At 66.7% G+C, this 18,744-nt stretch carries 13 protein-coding genes and 3 pseudogenes; 9 read left to right on the top strand and 7 right to left on the bottom strand.

Features of this window, described 5'->3' with window-relative positions:
* Positions 1-293 precede the first annotated feature (293 nt).
* From QWL29_RS21955 to QWL29_RS21945, 3 genes are all read right to left on the bottom strand, one after another.
* Positions 294-1,925: a Na+/H+ antiporter gene (locus QWL29_RS21955; protein ID WP_305824984.1), complete on the bottom strand. Its 1,632-nt coding sequence runs from the start codon at positions 1,923-1,925 to the stop codon at positions 294-296.
* A 107-nt stretch (positions 1,926-2,032) separates the two neighbouring features.
* Positions 2,033-3,277, bottom strand: a complete 1,245-nt coding sequence (locus QWL29_RS21950; protein WP_305824983.1) for a carboxylate--amine ligase — start codon at positions 3,275-3,277, stop codon at positions 2,033-2,035.
* Entirely contained in the window at positions 3,277-3,633 is a 357-nt protein-coding gene (locus QWL29_RS21945; protein WP_305824982.1) for an arsenate reductase/protein-tyrosine-phosphatase family protein, read from the bottom strand. The genes QWL29_RS21950 and QWL29_RS21945 overlap by 1 nt, the downstream gene beginning before the upstream one ends.
* Between QWL29_RS21945 and QWL29_RS21940 the strand changes: the two are divergent.
* A pseudogene (locus QWL29_RS21940) lies at positions 3,630-4,721 on the top strand (family 1 glycosylhydrolase); the annotation flags it as partial. The gene QWL29_RS21945 and the pseudogene QWL29_RS21940 overlap by 4 nt on opposite strands.
* 11 nt (positions 4,722-4,732) lie before the next feature.
* Positions 4,733-5,470 carry an SDR family NAD(P)-dependent oxidoreductase gene (locus QWL29_RS21935; protein WP_305824981.1) on the top strand — a complete coding sequence of 246 codons (738 nt, stop codon included), beginning with the start codon at positions 4,733-4,735 and terminating at the stop codon, positions 5,468-5,470.
* Between the two features lie 121 nt (positions 5,471-5,591).
* Here the strand turns inward: QWL29_RS21935 and QWL29_RS26845 are convergent.
* Together QWL29_RS26845 and QWL29_RS21920 are read right to left on the bottom strand one after the other, a co-directional pair.
* A pseudogene (locus tag QWL29_RS26845) lies at positions 5,592-7,878 on the bottom strand (hybrid sensor histidine kinase/response regulator); the annotation flags it as partial.
* Positions 7,875-9,029, bottom strand: coding sequence for a pyridoxal phosphate-dependent aminotransferase (locus QWL29_RS21920; protein WP_305824979.1), 1,155 nt, complete (start codon positions 9,027-9,029; stop codon positions 7,875-7,877). The pseudogene QWL29_RS26845 and the gene QWL29_RS21920, both read right to left, overlap by 4 nt.
* Before the next feature lie 190 nt (positions 9,030-9,219).
* Here QWL29_RS21920 and QWL29_RS21915 point away from each other — a divergent pair, with 190 nt between their 5' ends.
* Genes QWL29_RS21915 through QWL29_RS21895 form a run of 5 tightly spaced genes read left to right on the top strand, consistent with a single transcriptional unit; the run spans position 9,220 to position 14,494 of the window.
* Complete coding sequence (locus QWL29_RS21915; RefSeq protein ID WP_305824978.1) at positions 9,220-11,625, top strand: bifunctional salicylyl-CoA 5-hydroxylase/oxidoreductase; 2,406 nt, start codon at positions 9,220-9,222, stop codon at positions 11,623-11,625.
* 14 nt (positions 11,626-11,639) lie between these two features.
* Positions 11,640-12,494 carry an enoyl-CoA hydratase family protein gene (locus tag QWL29_RS21910; protein ID WP_305824977.1) on the top strand — a complete coding sequence of 285 codons (855 nt, stop codon included), beginning with the start codon at positions 11,640-11,642 and terminating at the stop codon, positions 12,492-12,494.
* Positions 12,495-13,673 carry an acyl-CoA dehydrogenase family protein gene (locus QWL29_RS21905; RefSeq protein ID WP_305824976.1) on the top strand — a complete coding sequence of 393 codons (1,179 nt, stop codon included), beginning with the start codon at positions 12,495-12,497 and terminating at the stop codon, positions 13,671-13,673.
* An 8-nt stretch (positions 13,674-13,681) separates the two neighbouring features.
* Positions 13,682-14,086 carry a RidA family protein gene (locus tag QWL29_RS21900; RefSeq protein ID WP_305825009.1) on the top strand — a complete coding sequence of 135 codons (405 nt, stop codon included), beginning with the start codon at positions 13,682-13,684 and terminating at the stop codon, positions 14,084-14,086.
* 57 nt (positions 14,087-14,143) lie between these two features.
* Entirely contained in the window at positions 14,144-14,494 is a 351-nt protein-coding gene (locus QWL29_RS21895) for a hypothetical protein (protein WP_305824975.1), read from the top strand.
* Positions 14,495-14,560: 66 nt separating this feature from the next.
* Here the strand turns inward: QWL29_RS21895 and QWL29_RS21890 are convergent, their stop codons facing one another.
* Together QWL29_RS21890 and QWL29_RS21885 are read right to left on the bottom strand one after the other, a co-directional pair.
* Positions 14,561-16,792, bottom strand: coding sequence for a xanthine dehydrogenase family protein molybdopterin-binding subunit (locus tag QWL29_RS21890; protein ID WP_305824974.1), 2,232 nt, complete (start codon positions 16,790-16,792; stop codon positions 14,561-14,563).
* Between the two features lie 134 nt (positions 16,793-16,926).
* Positions 16,927-17,370: pseudogene (locus QWL29_RS21885) on the bottom strand ((2Fe-2S)-binding protein); the annotation flags it as partial.
* A gap of 224 nt (positions 17,371-17,594) precedes the next feature.
* Between QWL29_RS21885 and QWL29_RS21880 the strand changes: the two are divergent.
* Positions 17,595-18,242 carry a zinc ribbon domain-containing protein gene (locus QWL29_RS21880; RefSeq protein WP_305824973.1) on the top strand — a complete coding sequence of 216 codons (648 nt, stop codon included), beginning with the start codon at positions 17,595-17,597 and terminating at the stop codon, positions 18,240-18,242.
* A gap of 31 nt (positions 18,243-18,273) precedes the next feature.
* Positions 18,274-18,549, top strand: coding sequence for a hypothetical protein (locus QWL29_RS21875; protein ID WP_305824972.1), 276 nt, complete (start codon positions 18,274-18,276; stop codon positions 18,547-18,549).
* Positions 18,550-18,744 lie beyond the last annotated feature (195 nt).

Raw genomic sequence — 18,744 nt, 5'->3', positions numbered from 1 at the left:
AATCAGGCCGGATTGCGGCCTGTGCGCAGCCTGGAAGGAGGAATGCGAGACAACCGGCAATAGCCTGTCTTGCCGCCGCTACGAGCAACTCGACTGCTTCATGGTGCTCGCGTATTGTCCTGCTCCGTAGCGCGATTGCCGTCGAAGGATTAGCCATTGCGGCTTCGACGGATGGCAATGCCGGCATTTCTGTTTCAGGCTGGCATTGCTGAAGTGTCAGCGCAAAGCGCTTTGCCGGCATACCAAAGCATGAGCTCGTGTCCGGATGTCAGACTTGACCCCGGCTGTTTTCACTAGCGATACCGCGCCTCGACCAGATCGATTTCCCGCAGCACCTTGCGCGCGATATCGTCCGACACCTTGCGCTGGTGCGTGAGCGCCAGGATCGCCTCGCGCTCGGCCTGCAGCGCCGCCAGCCGGTATTCCTTCTCGGCCTGTTCCGCCACGCGGATGCGCGACGGTTCGTTCGCCGCCAGCCCGGTGCCGAGGCGGTGCTCGTAGATGCCGCGCACGTGATCCACTGCGCTGGCATGCACGTCGGCGTGCTCGCTTTCGCCCAGGTGGCTGTGGCCGACGCGCTCGATCGCGGCAATCGCCGCCACCGCCGCATTGTGGCGCGCCAGGTCTTCCTGCGCTTCCTCGGTGGTTTCCTCGGGCACTTCCAGTCCGCGCAGCACGCGTGGCAGGCCGATGCTGGCCACGACCAGCGAGACGATGATCACCGCGCTGGCAAAGAAGATCGCCAGGTCGCGTCCCGGGAAGGCGGCGCCGCTTGGCAGGGCCAGCGGCAGGGTCAGCACGCCGGCCATGGTGATGGCGCCGCGCACGCCCGCCAGCGAGGTCGCCAGCACCAGGCGGAAGTTGGGCTTGTAGACTTTCTGGCCTTGCAGGCGCGCGTTCAGCAGCGTCAGGCGCAGCGACACCCACACCCATACCAGGCGCAGCACGATCAGGGCCAGGCTGATGAGGAGGGCGATGCCGAACAGTTTCCAGGGCGTGAGGGAGGCATCGGGGCCGGCCTGGCGCAGCGCGCGCTCGATGATCTCGGGCAGCTGTTCGCCCAGCAGCACGAACATGCCGCCGTTCAGGGAAAACTGCACCGTGTCCCAGACCACGGCGCGGCGTACGCGGGTGGTGGCCAGGGCGCGCCCCGACAGTTCCACGTAGCTCATCGTCACGCCGGCCGCCACCGCGGCCAGGATGCCCGACGCGTGGATGTGTTCGGCCACGAGGTAGGCGCCGAAGGGCAGCAGCAGATTGACCAGGATCGGCGAACCGGGTTCCTCGCCGAAGCGCTGGCCGATCACGCGCTGTACGAACGACACGGCCACCGTCACCGCCACGCCGACCGCGATGCCGGCCAGCGCCACCCACAGGAAGGTCAATGAGGCATTCGCCAGCGAAAACGCGCCGGTCATGGCGGCGGCCACTGCGAAGCGGAAGCACACCAGGCCACTGGCGTCGTTCAGCAGCGATTCCCCTTCGAGGATGTGCATCAGGCGGTGCGGCACGTGGATGCGCGAAGTGATCGCGGACACCGCCACCGGGTCGGTCGGCGCCACGATGGCGGCCAGCGCAAAGGCGACCGGCAGCGGCATCGACGGCACCAGCCAGTGGATCAGGAAGCCGGCGCCGACCACCGTGAAGATCACCAGGCCCAGGGCCAGTTCGAGGATCGTACCCTTGTCGCGGAACAGGCCGACCTTCGGGATGCGCCAGCCGTCCAGGAACAGCAGCGGCGGCAGGAACAGCAGGAAGAACATCTCGGGGTCGAGCGTCACGCCATGCCCGAACACACCGGAAATCACGGCCCCCAGGGCGATCTGCACCAGGGGCAGCGGCACGCCGAAAGGCAGCATGCGCACCAGGTAGCCGCTACCGATTACCGCCAGCAGCATGGCCAGCACTACACCTACCGATTCCATCGAGTCTCCTTGTGTTCAGGGCTCCATGATACGGCATTGTCGAACTGACAGTTTTTCGCGCGCCGAACAGGACCTCATGCGCGGGCTGGTGTCTGCAAGCCGTAGGACTACCGGCGTTTCAGCGCCTTGCCCAGCATGGCGCGTACATCGTTGATGAAGGGTTTCGGATCCTTCGCCTCGAACACGTAATACCGGCTAGCCGGCCGCACGAAATCCAGGCAGTAGCCGGCCAGCTCGGGCAGGCGCCGGAAGCGGATGGTCTTGTCCTTGATCTTGTCCTGTCCGAACAAAATGCGCAGCAGGCGCTTGGTCTCGGGCACCATGAAGCGGCAGCGCACGCCGCTGCGGTAGGACGTGTTGACGACGTTCTCGCCCAGCCCGAACAGGCGGTAGCACAGCCACGGGAAGCTGGCGCCGGCGTGATAGGCCAGCGGCAGGCTGCCCCAGAACCGCCCGTTCACTTCCATCAGCGCCGCCTCGTCGCGCACCGGGTCGTAGCGGTACTCGACCATGGCGATGCCTTCCCAGGCCAGTTCGCGCAGCAGGGCGATCGACTTCTCCATCAGGGCCGCGTGCTGCTCGCGCGCCACCGATTCGCACTGGCTGGAAAAGCCGCCTTCGGGCGGCCACTCGTGCAGGCGGCGGTGCTGGAAGGTGTAGTGGGCCTGGCCGTCCTTCATGAGCACGAACTGGCCCAGGCCGTAGCCGGCGCAGTATTCCTGGATCAGCGGCCAGATGCCGGCCGGCGCGAAGCGCGCCATGTAGGCGCGCAGTTGCCCGGGCGTGTCGCAATAATGGGTCTTGGCCACCGTGAGCCCATGCGGGCGCAGTTTGGCGCCGACGCCGTGCGGATTGGCCCACTTCAGCACCACCGGAAAGCGCAGCACGCCGCACAGCGCATCCAGCTCGGCCATGTTCGTGATCTGCTCGCTGCGCGGCGCGCGCACGCCGACGCGCGCGGCCGCTTCGTAGGTGCGGTCCTTGTTCAGCACGCTGTCCAGGCGCGCCTGGTCGGCGAACATGATTTTGAAATTGCCGAGGCGCGCGCGGTGCCGGTTCAGCATGGCGATGTCGCCTTCGGACACCGCGAACAGGCAGGCAGTGCCGAGTTCCCGGCCCAGCTGCACCAGCTGCGCCACCTGCGCCTCTTCGCCGGCGTCGCGCACCAGGCCGCGGCGCAGCCAGCGCGAGGACAGGCCCAGGCCTTCGTTGTTGCGGGCCACGCCGTACACGGGCACGCCGTGGCGGCCGAGGTCGCGCACGATGGTCAGGCCGATCGGCGTGTCGATGCCGAACACGACGGCGGGGAGGGTGGAAGTCGATGTGGTGACAGGTAGCTGGGCGCGGTCCATCAGGCGGTCTTGGTACGGGTGGTCGGTGGATCGATGCGGGCGTTCGGCAGGTCGGCGGCAAGATTGGCCACGGCGTCGCGCACGCGCACGAAGCAGGTGTCGAAATACGGGTCGCCCAGTTTATACGGGTCGTGCAGGTGCGGCATCGGCGGCTTGCACCACATGCCGAGCAGGGCGACCTGGACGTCGTCGCGCGGGCCCAGGCGGCGCCGCACTTCGTGGGCCTGGCGCACTTCCATCACCAGGAACAAATCGCCGGGCTGCACCTTGAAGTCGGGCCAGGAAGTGGCGCGGTGGGCCGTCATGCACATGGCTAGCTCCGGACAAGTATGACTGGTCGTTTGCAGACGAGGCATTTTCCGAGCTGCGCCGGCTGAACATCATCCCCATCGTCGACCTGTGCCACTTCGGCGTGCCGGACTGGATCGGTAATTTCCAGAATCCCGATTTTGCGCTGGAATTCCCCAGGTACGCCCGCGCCTTTGCAGAGCGTTATCCCTGGATCCAGGTCTACACGCCCATCAATGAGATGCATATCTGCGCCGTGTTCTCGGCACTGTACGGTTGGTGGAACGAGCAGATGACGAGCGACCGGGCGTTCGTCACGGCGCTCAAGCACATCGTCAAGGCGAACATCCTGGCCATGCGCGAAATCCTGGAGGTGCGGCCGAATGCATTGTTCGTGCAGAGCGAATCATCCGAGTACTACCACGCCGAGAATCCGGCCGCGATCGGCCCGGCCGAAATCAACAATGCGCGCCGCTTCCTGTCGCTGGATCTGAACTACGGCCGCCGCGTCGATTCCGGGATGTACGAGTACCTGATGGACAACGGGATGACGCGCGAGGAATACCACTTCTTCCTCCAGAATAACCTCAGGCACCACTGCATCATGGGAAACGATTATTACCCGACGAACGAGCATTACGTCAGCGCCGACGGCATGACGCATGCGTCGGGCGAGATCTTCGGCTATGCGGTCATCACCCACCAGTACTACGACCGCTATCGCCTGCCCGTCATGCACACGGAGACCAATCTGCTCGAGGGGCCGAACGGCGACGAGGCCGTGCACTGGCTACGCAAGCAATGGGCCAACGTGCTGCGGGTGCGAAACTCGGGCGTGCCGGTCATCGGTTTCACCTGGTATTCGCTGACCGACCAGGTCGACTGGGACATTGCGCTGCGCGAAGAGCGGGGCACGGTCAATCCGCTGGGGCTGTTCGATTTGGACCGCAACATCCGTCCCGTCGGCGAAGCCTACCGTAAGCTGATCCGCGATTGGGGCGCCGTGCTGCCGACGAAGAGCATGTGCCTGCACGTGCCCATCCTGATGCCCGACGAAACCTGTTGCGCCGAAGCGAACGCCGCAGCGCGCACCGACGGCAGCGATGCCGCGCGAACCGGCGCCGGCTCTTTCGCGTCAACCGAAACGACTGAATAGGTAAAGCACGTATGAAACTGGACAATCGGATCGCCATCGTCACCGGCGCCGCGGGCGGTATCGGCCTTGCCGCTGCGCGCCGGCTGCTGCAGGACGGCGCATGCGTCATGCTGGTCGGGCGTCACCAGGACAAGCTCGACACCGCCATGGCCGACCTGGAGACGGAAGCTGCGGGCCGCGTGGCCACTGCCTTGTGCGACGTGGCGCGCGAAGAGATGGTCGCGGCGGCAGTCGACGCCACGACAGCGAAGCTCGGCAATTGGGACATCGTCGTCAACAACGCCGGCCGCATGGACTTCAAACGGATCGAGGAGCAGACCGCGGACGATTGGCGCGGCACGCTCGACGTCGACCTGCTTGGTGCGTTCTATTTCATCAAGCAGGCGTTCCTGAAGATGCGCCGCGGCGGCGCGGTCGTCAACGTGTCGAGTATCCACGCAATGGAGACGGAGCCGCTGGTGGCGCCCTATGCGGCGGCCAAGGCTGCGCTGCTGTCGCTGACACGCTCGGCGTCGATCGAGGGCAAGGCCAGGGGTATCCGCGTGAATGCCGTGTTGCCGGGCGCCGTGGACACGCCGATGCTGTGGGATAACCCGAACGTGAAATCCGGCGCCGAGGTGATCGACACGGCGGACGTGGGCAAGCCGGAAGATGTGGCGGCGACGATTGCATTCCTGGTGAGCGACGACGCGGCATTCGTGAACGGGGCGACGCTGAACGTGGATGGGGGGCGATTGGCGCGGCTGTGAATTTTCCAGGCCCGGCACAGCATTCGCTGGACCGGGCTTTCTCACGGTTGCCGGATGGCGTGCGCTAGCGCGGGTGCTGCTGCGCCGCCACTTCCGCCAGCCGGTCCGACAATTCCACCGTGTTCACCGGCTTGACCATGTAGTGGTCGAAACCGGCCGCCATTGCCGCTTCGCGGTCCTGCTGGCGGCCGTAGCCGGTCATGGCGATCAGGGTGGCGCCGGTCGACTGCGGCATGCGGCGCAGGCGGCGCGCCAGTTCGTTGCCGTCGAAGTCGGGCAGGCCGATGTCGAGCAGGCAGACGTCGGGCTCGAACACGCGCGCCACGTCGACCGCGTCGGCGCCGCAATAGGCCACTTCCACCGTATGCCCGCCCGCGCCGAGGAACAGCTGCAGGGTGTGGGCGGCGTCGAGGTTGTCGTCGACCAGCAGCACCTTCAGGGGCGTGGCGGCGGTGGCCTGGCCGCGGCTCTGGGCGATCGACACCGGCAGGTCTTGCGTGTGGCGCGGCAGGCGCACCGTGAAGCTGCTGCCCTTGCCCAGGCCCGGGCTGTCGGCGCTGACGCTGCCGCCATGCAGCTCGACCAGGCTCTTGGCCAGCGCCAGGCCCAGGCCCAGGCCGCCCTGGGAGCGGTCCGGGGTGCGCTCTGCCTGGCTGAACAGATCGAACACGCGCGCCACCAGCGCCGGCTCCATGCCGATGCCGTCGTCGGTGACGGTCAACACGTATTCGCCGTCGTCCTGGCGCAGGCGCAGTTCGATGCGGCCGCCTTCGGGCGTGTACTTGTTGGCGTTGTTCAGCAGGTTGGCCACCACCTGCACCAGGCGCTTGTGGTCGCCCTTGACGGTGGCGGCTTCCAGCGGCAGGTCGAGCACCACGGTGTGGCGGCGCGTGGCGATCAGGGGCCGGATCTGCTCGGCCGCGTCGTCGACCACCTTGCGCAGGTCGAGTACCTGGGTCGACAGCGAGACCAGGCCGCGCGTCACGCGCGACACGTCCAGCAAATCGTCGACCAGGCCGGTCATGTGCTCGACCTGGCGCGCGATGATGGCGCAGGTCTGCGTGATCTGGGCGTTATCCGAGTGCAGCAGCTTGAGCAGGTGCGCCCCGGTGCNCGTCGACCAGGCCGGTCATGTGCTCGACCTGGCGCGCGATGATGGCGCAGGTCTGCGTGATCTGGGCGTTATCCGAGTGCAGCAGCTTGAGCAGGTGCGCCCCGGTGCTGATCGGCGCCAGCGGGTTGCGCAGCTCGTGCGCCAGCATCGCCAGGAACTCGTCCTTGCGCTGGTCGGCGGCGCGCAGCTCGCGTTCGGCCAGGCCGCGCGCGGCTTCCTTCTTCTGCAGGATGGAAGCCATGCCGTCCAGCGCTTCGGCCAGCTGGCCGATTTCCTCGCGCTCGTAGCCGATGCCCGAGCGCGCATCGAGCTCGCCGGCGGCGATGCGGGTGGCGGTGTCCTTCAGCTTGCGCACGCGCTGCACGATCAGCACGTCGCCGGCCAGCCAGGCGGCCAGCAGGGCCAGCATGGTGGTCGCGGCCAGGCCGACCAGCGACATCAGCTGGGCGCGGCGCGCGCCGGCGGTGACGATCTCGGTCGGGATCCCGATCGTCACGGTATAGTCGGTCAGGGTCGGGGCGCCGACGCGGGCAAAGGTGTGCAGGCGCTCGATGCCGTCCTCGTCCTGGATCACCACGGCGCGCCGGCCCGCGCTCTGCATCGCTTCGCGCAGGCGGGCCGGCACGCGCAAGCCGAACCAGCGTTCCGGGTCGGGACGGCGCGAGATGATGGTGCCGTTGGCGTCGGCCGTCACCAGCACCGAGCCGGGCGGCAGGTTGATGTCGTTCACGAAGGTATCGAGGCCGGCCAGGTCCATGGCCGCGAACACCACCGCCGCCACGTTGCCGGCGCGGTCGATCACCGGGTAGGTGAGGTTGATCGTGTGGCGCCGGATCACGCGGCCGAATACATAGTCGCCGGCGATGAAGCGGCGTTCCGAGATGGCGCGCTTGAAGTGGCTGCGGTCGCCCAGGTTCACCGGGTGCAGCATCGGCACCGCGCTGCAGCTGACGTCGCCGTTCAGCTGGATCAGGCCGAAGTTCACGTAGCCTTCGTTGCGGTCGAGGACGTCGGCCAGCAGGGCGTTGCAGCCGGATGTGGAGCCGAGCAGGTCGGGCACGCTGGACAGGTCGACCAGGATCTGGCGCGCGCGCTCGATCGACTGGGCCTCGTTGGCCGCAGCCAGGTTGGTCAGGCGGCGCAGGTTTTCCTCGGAAGCCTGGACCGCCTGCTCGCGCTCGCGCATGCCGCCGACCACGGTCATCACCGCCAGCGGCAGGATCGCCAGCGCGACCAGCAGCATCAGCCGGCTGCGCAGGCTGCTCAGCTTCAGGAAGGGAGCGGACGGCTTCATTGGAGCGCGGCCCGGCGGTCGCCAAAGGCGATCACGCGGCGCACGCCTTCGAGCAGCGTGGCGACGTCGTCCGAGATGTAGCCGATCCGGATATGGCCCGGCACGCCGAGGGCGTCGCCCGGCATGATCGCGACCTGCTCTTCCTCGATCAGGGCTTCGGCAAAGGCCACCGTGTCGTGGGTGAGGGCGCGCACGTCGCCCCACAGGTAGGGGCCGGAATCCGGGCTGTGCATGTCGATCCAGGGCACGTCGCCGAAGCGCCGGACCACCATGTCGCGCCGCTCGCGGTAGTCGTCGATCATGTGGCGCTGCACGCCGGCCTCGAACGCAGCGGCCGTCGCCACCTGGCTCAGGTGGCCGGCGGCGGCGGTGATCGGCCCCTGCAGGGTCTGCATCGCACTCACCAGCGGCGCCGGCGCCAGCGCGAAGCCGACGCGCCAGCCCATCATGGCGTAGCTCTGCGAAGCCGAGAAGATGGTCACCACGCCGAGCGCGCGCCAGTCGCAGAGGGAAGCGAAACTGGTGTGCGCCGGGCCGAACGACAGGTGTTCGTAGCTTTCGTCGACGATCACCTGGGCGCCGCTTGCCTGCACCCAGTCGCGGATGGCTTCGAGCTCGGCGCGGCTGTACACCTTGCCGGTCGGGTTGTGCGGGTTGTTGATGATGACGATGCGCGCCGGCTCGCAAGCCGCCAGGTACGCCGGGGTGACTTCTCCGGGCAGGTCGGCCAGCACCGGGCGCAGGCCGAGCAGCTGGCAGGTGGCCACGTAGGCCGGCCAGTGCGGCTTGAAGATCAGGACGCTGTCGCCCGGGTCGCTCATCGCATACAGGGCTTCGTACAGGGCCTGCTTGGCGCCGTTGGTAACGATGACTTCGTCGACGCCGGCGGCGATGCCGTTCTCGCGCGCGAGTTTGCCGCACAGGCGCTCGCGCACCTCGACGGCGCCAGCCACGCTGGTGTACGGCATGGTGCGCACGTTGCCGACGGCGGCGCCGACGGCGTCGAGCACGGCGGCCGGCGCCGGGAAATGCGAGATCGCGATCGAGAAATCGATGACTTCCTCGCCTGCGTGGCGCATGCTTTCGACGCGGCCGTGCATGGCGGTGGTGGCCAATGGGCGGGAGTGGGCAATCCTTTGTGAGATCTTCATCGTTCTTATAAGAGGAAAAGGCGATTTCAAATGTGTCTCAGTGTGCTGGCCGGCACAACATTTCCTGATTGTACTAAATTCCCGACCAATCAAGGCATCCAATCGAAAAGCAGTCCTGGTTCATCGAACTATTTGACATCTAAACTAATTGCTCATCTAATATGCGGCAGGATCGACTACCGGAGCTGCAATGAAGATCGTGTGCGTGGGAGGTGGACCGGCCGGCCTGTACGCTGCGCTGCTGCTCAAGCAGGACGATCCGGCGCACGAGGTGACCGTGGTCGAGCGCAACGGCCGCGCGGACAGCTTCGGCTGGGGCGTGGTGTTCTCGGACCAGACCCTGGGCAAGCTGCAGGCCGCCGATGCCGCCAGCGCCGACGCCATCCTTGGCGCCTTCAATCACTGGGACGACATCGCCATCCACTTCAAGGGCCGCAGCGTGACTTCCGGCGGCCATGGCTTCTGCGGCATCGCCCGCCGGCGCCTGCTGGCCATCCTGCAGGCGCGTTGCGAGGAAGTGGGCGTGCGCCTGCTGTTCGATGCCCCGGTGGACGACGAGCTGGCCCTGGCGCGCCAGTACGATGCCGACTTGCTGCTCGCCGGCGACGGCATCCACAGCCGCATCCGCACGCGCCACGCGGCCACCTTCCAGCCGCAGATCGACCAGCGCCATTGCCGCTATGTCTGGCTCGGCACCACCAAGCGTTTCGATGCCTTTACCTTCGCATTCGAGCATACCGAAGAAGGCTGGTTCCAGGCGCACGCCTATCGCTACGACGGCACGACCTCGACCTTCATCGTCGAGACGCCGGAAAGCGTGTGGCGCGCCGCCGGCATGGAGGGGCTGGATGTGGGGCAGACGCTGGCCTTTTGCGAGCGCCTGTTCGCGCGCCACCTGGACGGGCACCCGCTGCTGGCCGCCGGCGGCCAGGACTGCCCTGACAGCCGCGGCGCGGCCATGTGGGCGCGCTTTCCGCGCCTGGTGTGCCGCGAGTGGGTGCACTGGGAAGACGCCGATGGCCGCCGTCTGCCGGTCGTGCTGCTCGGCGACGCCGCCCACAGCGCCCACTTCTCGATCGGCTCGGGCACCAGGCTGGCGCTGGAAGACGCGATCGAGCTGGCCGTGCGCTGCCGCGGCCGCACGGCGGCCGAGCTGCCCGCCGTGCTCGACGGCTACCGCGCCGCGCGTTCGGTCGAGGTGCTCAAATTGCAGAGCGCGGCCCGCAATTCGATGGAATGGTTCGAGAACGTGGCGCGCTACAGCGCCATGGAAGCCGAGCAGTTCGCCTATTCGCTGCTCACGCGCAGCCAGCGCCTGTCGCACGAAAACCTGCGCCTGCGCGACCCGGCCTATGTGGCCGGCTTCGAGCGCTGGCTGGCGCGGCGCGCCTGCGAGCAGGCCGGGCAGCCGCCGCGCTGCGACACACTGGGCGAGGCGCTGGACCATGATCCTGCGCCGCCGCCGATGTTCACGCCCTACCGGGTGCGCGGCGTGGTGCTGAAGAACCGCATCGTGGTCTCGCCCATGGCCCAGTATTCGGCAGTCGACGGGCTGGTGGGCGACTTCCACCTGATGCACCTGGGCGCGCGCGCCATGGGCGGTGCGGCGCTGGTGATGGCCGAGATGACCTGTGTCTCGGCCGACGCCCGCATCACGCCGGGCTGCCCGGGTTTATATGCGCCGGCGCACACGGCGGCCTGGCGCCGCATCGTCGACTTCGTGCACCTGAACTCGGATGCCAGGATCGGCGTGCAGCTCGGCCACGCCGGCGCCAAGGGCTCGACCCGGCCGGCCTGGGAAGGCATCGACCAGCCGCTCATCACGGGTAACTGGCCGCTGGTGGCGGCATCAAGCCAGCAGTACATCGCCGGCGTATCGCAATGGGCGGCGCAGGCCAGCCGGGCCGACATGGTGCGCATCCGCGCCGACTTCGTGCGCGCGGCGCTGGCGGCGCGCGAGGCCGGCTTCGAGTGGCTGGAGCTGCACTGTGCGCACGGCTACCTGCTGTCGAGCTTCATTTCGCCGCTGACCAACCGCCGCGAGGACGACTACGGCGGCAGCCTGGACAAGCGCTGCCGCTTCCCGCTCGAGGTGTTCGCGGCCCTGCGCGCCGTCTGGCCGCAAGAGCTGCCGATCAGCGTGCGCATCTCGGCCCACGACTGGGTCGAGGGCGGGATCACCCCGGACGACGCGGTGGCGATCGCGCGCCTGTTCCGCGATGCCGGGGCCGACATGATCGACTGTTCCTCGGGCCAGGTCAGCCGCCTGGAAGAGGTGCAGTACGGGCGCATGTTCCAGACCCCGTTTGCCGACCGCATCCGCAACGAGGCGGGCATCCCGACGATTGCCGTGGGCTCGATCTATGAGGCCGACCACGCCAACGGCATCATCGCCTCGGGCCGCGCCGACTTGTGCGCGGTGGCGCGGCCGCACCTGGCCAATCCGGCCTGGACCCTGACCGAGGCGGCGCGCATCGGCTATACCGGCGCGGCCTGGCCCAAGCAGTACCGGGCCGGCAAGCTGCAGCTGGAGCGCAATCTGGAGCGCGAGCGCCAGCAGGCCGCCGTGCCGCCGGCGCGGCCATCCGATACATGAATGAGGAGCACACCATGCGTTACCTGAGGGGCGAGCCGCACGCGTTGCCTGGTCACCGCGGCAGCCTGGCCGGCTATCCGGCCCAGCATTTCCTGTTCGAGGTAGAGGAGGGCGTGGCCACGCTCACCCTGGACCGGCCCGATCGCAAGAATCCGCTCACCTTCGATTCCTATGCCGAGCTGCGCGCGCTGTTCCGCGCGCTGGCGCTGGCCGACGACGTACGCGCCGTGGTGCTGGCCGGCAGCGGGGGGAATTTCTGCTCGGGCGGCGATGTACACGAGATCATCGGGCCGCTCACCGAACTCGACATGCCCGGCCTGCTGGCCTTTACCCGCATGACCGGCGACGTGGTGAAAGCCATGCGCGCCTGTCCGCAGCCGATCGTTGCCGCCATCGACGGCGTTTGCGCCGGCGCCGGCGCCATGCTGGCCCTGGGCTCGGACATCCGCTACGGCACCGCGCGCAGCAAGACCGCTTTCCTGTTCGCGCGCGTCGGCCTGGCCGGCTGCGACATGGGGGCCTGCGCGCTGCTGCCGCGCGTGATCGGCCAGGGCCGGGCCGCCGAACTGCTCTACACCGGGCGCACTCTGCGTGGCGAAGAGGCCGAGCGCTGGGGCTTTTTGAACCGCCTGATCGAGCCGGATGAACTGCTGGGCGAGGCCCAGGCCTTTGCCGCCGCGCTGGCCGCCGGCCCCACCTTTGCCCACGCGATGACCAAGAAGATGCTGCAGCAGGAATGGAACATGGGCGTGGACGAAGCCATCGAGGCCGAGGCCCAGTCGCAGGCGATCTGCATGGCGACCAACGATTTCCACCGCGCCTACCACGCGTTCGTGGCGCGCGAAACGCCGCGCTTTGAAGGGGATTAAATGACGGATACGAGCTATCTCGACTGGCCCTTTTTCGAGCCGCGCCACGCCGCGCTGGCACGCGAGCTCGATGCCTGGGCCGGTGCACACCTGAGCATGGCGCACGGCCACGACGTCGACGCCGCCTGCCGCGCGCTGGTGGCCGAGCTGGGCGAAGCCGGCTGGCTGCGCCATGCGGTCGGCGGGCGCGACTACGGCGGGACATTGGACGCCATCGACACGCGCAGCATCTGCCTGGTGCGCGAAACCCTGGCGCGCCATGCCGGCCTGGCCGACTTTGCGTTTGCCATGCAGGGCCTGGGCAGCGGCGCCATCGCGCTGTTCGGCAGCGAGGAACAAAAGGCGCGCTACCTGCCGCGCGTGGCTGCCGGTTCCGCGATTGCGGCGTTTGCCTTGTCCGAGCCGGACGCTGGCTCGGATGTCGCCGCCATGGCATGCGCAGCACGGCCCGATGGCGACGATTATGTGCTCGATGGCGAAAAAACCTGGATATCGAACGGCGGCATCGCCGATTTTTATGTCGTGTTCGCGCGCACGGGCGAGGCCGAGGGCGCGCGCGGCATTTCCGCCTTCATTATCGACGCCGATACGCCCGGCTTTACGGTTGCCGAACGTATCGAGGTGATCGCGCCGCACCCGCTGGCGCGCTTGCGTTTCGAGGGCTGCCGGGTTCCTGCGGCCCAGCGCATCGGCGCGGGCGGGCAGGGCTTCAAGGTGGCGATGGCCACGCTGGATGTATTTCGCACTTCGGTGGCCGCCGCCGCCCTCGGCTTCGCCCGGCGCGCCTTCGACGAAGCCCTGGCGCGGACGAGGTCGCGCCGCATGTTCGGCAAGACCCTGGCCGACTTCCAGCTGACCCAGGCCAGGCTGGCCGACATGGCGACGAAAATCGACGCTGCCGCGCTGCTGACCTACCGTGCCGCTTGGGAACGCGACCGCGGGCAACGGGTGACCAAGGCCGCGGCCATGGCCAAGCTGACCGCCACCGAGCATGCGCAAGCCGTGATCGACGCCGCCGTGCAGCTGTTCGGCGGCCTGGGCGTGGTCAGCGGCCAGCCGGTGGAGATGCTGTACCGCGACATCCGCGCGCTGCGCATCTACGAAGGCGCGAGCGAAGTGCAGCAACTGATCATCGCGCGCGAGCTGCTGGGCGAAGCCGTGGCCGGGAGCGCGCCATGAGCGCGCTGCTGCGGATACTGCAACCGCCAGGCTGGCCACGCCCGAAAGGCTATGCCAACGGCGTCGCCGCGCGCGGGGTGCAGGTGCACGTCAGCGGCATGGTCGGCTGGGATGCCGAGGGGCGCTTCCAGACCGACGATTTCGTCGGCCAGGCGCGCCAGGCCCTGGCGAACATCCTGGCGGTGCTGGCCGAGGCCGGGGCCGGGCCGCAGCACATCGTGCGCATGACCTGGTATGTGCTCGATAAGCGCGAATACCTGGATGCCGGTGCGGCGCTGGGCGCGGCCTACCGGGAGGTCATCGGGCGCCACTATCCGGCGATGAGCGCGGTGCAGGTGGCGGCCTTGATGGAAGACCGGGCGCGGGTGGAGATCGAGGTCACCGCAGTGATCCCGCAGGTGAGCCTGGACTGAGCGCCGCCGGCTCCGCGATTCTGGTACGGTTGTTTTAACCGTAACAATGGAGCAGCCATGAACCAGATCGTACGTGTAGTGGAAACTGTGGAAGAAGCCGAGCGCGCACGCCAGGCGCTGCTGGGCGAAGGATTCGATGCGAACGGCATCGAGATCAGCCATACCGGCGACGAAGCCGGTCCCTCGGAAGCGAATTTCACGGTGGGCGATTCGCCCGAGGTGAAGGGCGGAACCGATTACAAGGATGTGTACACGCCGGGGCTGGAGATCGGCAAGTGCATCATCACCGTTACCACCGCGGATGCGGCGCAGGCAGCCCGCGCGGCCCAGATCATCGAACACCACGGCGGCAAGGACAACGATCCGGCGCACGCCGCGGCCCAGCGCAGCGGCTCGTCGTTGGCATAGGGCGAATGACATAGCCCCATGTGTGTCCGGTCGGTTTCCGTATGAAACCGCCGGAACAAACGCCAATCAGCTCCAGCTCAAATCCGTCTTGCTGAGCGGCAGTTCACGCACCCGCTTGCCGGTCGCCGCAAAAATCGCATTGCACACGGCCGGCGCCAGCGGCGGCAGCACCGGTTCGCCCAGGCCCGTCACCGGATAATCCGTCTTCAGGAAGTGGATGTCGATCCTGGTCGGTGTGTCCGGCATGCGCAGCAAATTGTAGTCGTGGAAGTTGCTCTGCACGACGCGCCCCTTCTCGATGTTCAGCTCCGGATACATCAAGGTCGACAAGCCGTCGATCACCGAGCCCTGCACCTGGTTCTCGGCGCCGCTCAGGTTGACGATCTGGGCGCCAATGTCGGTCACCACCACCACGCGGTCGACCTTCAGCTGGCCCGTCTTCGACACCGTGACCTCGGCCACTTCCGCCACGTAGCCGCGGTGACTGAAGTGGAAGGCCACACCCGCGCCTTGCCCCTTGGCGAAGGTCTTCTTGCCCCAGCCCGACTTCTCCGCCACTTCCTTCAGCACATTGCGCATGCGCGCCACGCTGTACGGCTGGCCGCGTTCGCCGGTGCCCGCCATGATGTCCCTGTCGCCCAGCAGTTCCAGGCGGAAGTCCACCGGATCGCGCCCGGCCGCATGGGCCAGTTCGTCGATGAAGCTGTGGAAGACCCAGGAAAACACGCTGCTGCCCGGCGCACGCCACGGCCCCATCGGAATCCGGCATTCGAGGGCGGTCTGTTCCAGCAGGCAGTTGGCCAGCCAGCGGCCCGGGAACTCGTCGCCCGACAAGCTGCCGCCGCTGCCCGGCTGCAGGATGCTCTTGCCTTCGCGCTCGACGCGGTTGGCAAAGGTGACGAAGTGATTCTGCCAGCCGACCAGCTTGCCGTTGGCGTCGACGCCGCCGCGCAGGTGGTGGAAGCCGCCTGGGCGGAAATGGTCGTGCTGCAAGTCGTCTTCACGGGTCCAGGTCAGCTTCACCGGAGCGTTAACCTTTTGCGCGATGGCTGCCGCCTCGACGATGAAGTCCGAGCTCAGGCGCCGTCCGAAGCCGCCGCCGCTGCGGATGATGTGCAGCGTGATCTTTTCCTTCGGAATGCCGAAGGTCGTGGTCACCAGGGCCTGGCCCGAACCGGGGTTCTGGGTCGGCGCCCACAGTTCCAGCGTGCCGTCCGCCGGCTTGAACCAGGCGGTGCAGTTCTGCGGCTCCATGCTGGCATGCGAGATGAAGGGGTAGCGGTAGCTTGCCTCCACAAGCTTGGCGGCCCCGGCAAAGGCAGCGGCAACGTCGCCATCCTTGCGCAGGGTGGTCGCGCCCGGCTTGCCGGCGGCGGCCTGGGCCTGGGCGGCGAAATCGGCCCAGCTGTGGCCGGCGCCCACGCCTTCGTCCCATTTCACTTCCAGCGCGCGGCGCGCCTTGAAGGCGGCCCAGGTCGAGCTGGCGACGATGGCCACGCCCGGACGCAGGCCGTTCAGGTTGTCGGTACCGTCGATGATGAAGGCGTGCTTTACGCCCGGCATGGCCTTGATCGCATCCAGATTCGCGCTCACCGGCTTGCCGCCGAACACCGGACACTTGGCGTACACCGCGTACAGCATGCCGGGCAACTGGACGTCAATGCCGAACAGCGGCTTGCCGCTGACGATCGCCGCGTTGTCGACGCCGCCGATGCGCGTGCCCAGCAGCGTGTAGCTGGCCGGGTCCTTCAGCTGCACCTGCGCCGCTTCCGGCGCCGGCAGGGTCGCGGCCAGCGGCACCAGGGCGCCGTAGCCGAGCTTGCGTTTGCTCGGGCCGTGGACGACGGCGCCATGCGCGGCGCTGCACTCGCTGACCGGAACCTTCCAGGTCTGGGCCGCGGCCTGCACCAGGACGGTGCGTGCCGCCGCGCCCAGGCGATGGAAGTTTTCGTAGTTGGTCGGCGTCGAGGTCGAGCCGCCGGCGCCCTGGCTGCCGTAGGCCGGATTCAAATCGCCCTGGACGATGCGCACGTCCTTCCAGTCGATCTCCAGTTCCTCGGCGATCACCATCGGCAGCGAGGTCTTGATGCCCTGGCCGATTTCCGGCTGCTTCGACACCAGGGTGACGATGCCCTTGCGGTCGATGGAAATGAAGGCGCTCGGGGCGAAGGTGGCAGCGCCCGATGCACTTGGCGCAGCCAGCGCGCCGGTCGGACCGAAGCCGATGACCAGGGCCCCGGCGCCGATGGCGCTCGTGCCAAGGAAGCGGCGGCGCGAAGAGTTGGCCGGCGCGTTCATGCCTTGCCCTTTCCGAGCGTGTTAAAAATTTCTCCATGGCGGCGTTGCATCGCCTCGTCGTACAGCCGTACTGTCTTCGTCGATGCGCCTTGCCCTGGAGTTTTTTTAACACGCTCTACGTTCGCGATCTCGGCGGCGCGGTGGATGCCGGCGCGGATGCGGGTATAGGTGGCGCAGCGGCACAGGTTGCCGGCCATGGCTTCATCGATCTGGGCGTCGCTCGGCTTTGGATGCTGTTTCAGCAGGGCGCAGGCCGTCATGATCTGGCCGGACTGGCAGTAGCCGCATTGCGGCACGTCGAGTTCCTGCCAGGCTTGCTGCAGCGGGTGCTGGTGGTGCTTGTCCAGGCCCTCGATGGTAGTGATCTTTTGCGTGGTCAGGCTGGAAACAGGCATTAGGCAGGAACGGGTAGGTACGCCGTCGATATGGACGGTGCAGGCGCCGCACATGCCGGCGCCGCAGCCATACTTGGCGCCGACCAATCCGAGCGTATCGCGCAGGGCCCAGAGCAGCGGCGTATCGGGTTCGACATCGACTTGCTGGCGCTTGCCGTTGATATTCAGCGTAAATTTACTCATGAACCGTTCCTTGCCGGATGATAAACCCGAGCATGCTACCAAAAGCCGGCAGGAAAAAAATACATGGAAGCTAGTTTATTGTTGGCAAATTGTTGCATTCACGACGGTCGCGGCGATACGTGGCGGACATACGACGCCTCATTGCCAGGCTCAGCTGAAAGCTGCTGTTTTTTTGCTAAGTGGATATAATCGGCTTCTCCCTGTACAGACAAGCGGCCACTGATATGTCGGAAATGCAGTTCTCAAACAATTACCGTGACTTGAGCGATTCGCAAGGCGTGGATGCCGGATTCCAGTTCGAGTTTTATTGTGAGCGCTGCAGCGACCGCTGGCGCACGCACTTCAAGCCTTATCGCAGTGCGCAGGCCTCGGGCTGGCTGCAAAAAGGCGCGAGCATGTTCGGTGGCATGCTGGGCAATGCCAGCAGCGTGTTGTCGGGCATGGCACAGGCCGGCTGGCACAGTGCGCGCGATGAAGCGTTTACGGAAGCCATTGCGGCCGGCAAGGCTCACTTCAACCGCTGCGGCAATTGCCATGATTATGTGTGCGCCACCTGTTTCGACGGCCAGAACGGGCTGTGCTACAACTGCGCGCCCAACGTCAATGTCAAGATTTCGCAGGCACGGGCGCAGGGCGAAGTCAGCGCTGCATCGGAGATTGCGAACGATGAAGGCAAGGTGCGCGGGGCGCGGCGTGATGTGACCCAGGCTATGCAGCTGGTTTGTCCGCAATGCCGGGCGGAGACCCATGGCGCCAAGTTTTGTCCTGAATGCGGGTTCAAGATGGCGCAGCAGGTGTCGTGCATCAGTTGCCCGACGCTGCTGCAGCCGGGTACCAGGTTTTGTACGGAGTGTGGGACGCGGCAGAGCTGATGCCAATGCAGGAACACGGAGGGCTTAACGGATGAAGAAAATTAGCGATTACAACTTCAGTGATTCATGGACGGTAAAGGAACTTAACCTGAAGCTGAACGCCGAGTATCTCGTATTAGAGGATGTGGGTCACTTGAAAAAGGACCAATTGGTCAAATTCGTCGGGTTTGATGACGTCGATAATCACTACGGGATCTTTGTGTTTGTCGGTGCAGACGGCAAGGTGTTGGAGGTTTCTGGAGACTTTTCCGGCGCAACACATTCGAGCATGGTCAATTTGAAACGGGCATTGTCGACAGCAGGCTGAATGCTGGCTGGTATTGCAAGGCGATCCTGATGCGTATCTGGGTCGGCTGAGATTCGTTGAGCGGACAGGCCAGACGCTGGTTTGCTTGGCGTGGCCATGGCCCATTTCGCGAGCGAATATTCACCGCCAGAGGTGCAAGGGTACGAACCTACCGCGTGGGCACGGAGTGCCCACCCTAATGTGATGGACTCCACC

The sequence above is a fragment of the Massilia brevitalea genome (assembly GCF_030711405.1).
GTDB lineage: Bacteria > Pseudomonadota > Gammaproteobacteria > Burkholderiales > Burkholderiaceae_D > Telluria > Telluria brevitalea.
Note: the sequence above shows the minus strand (reverse complement) of the source record. Positions and strands in the feature narration are given on the sequence as shown.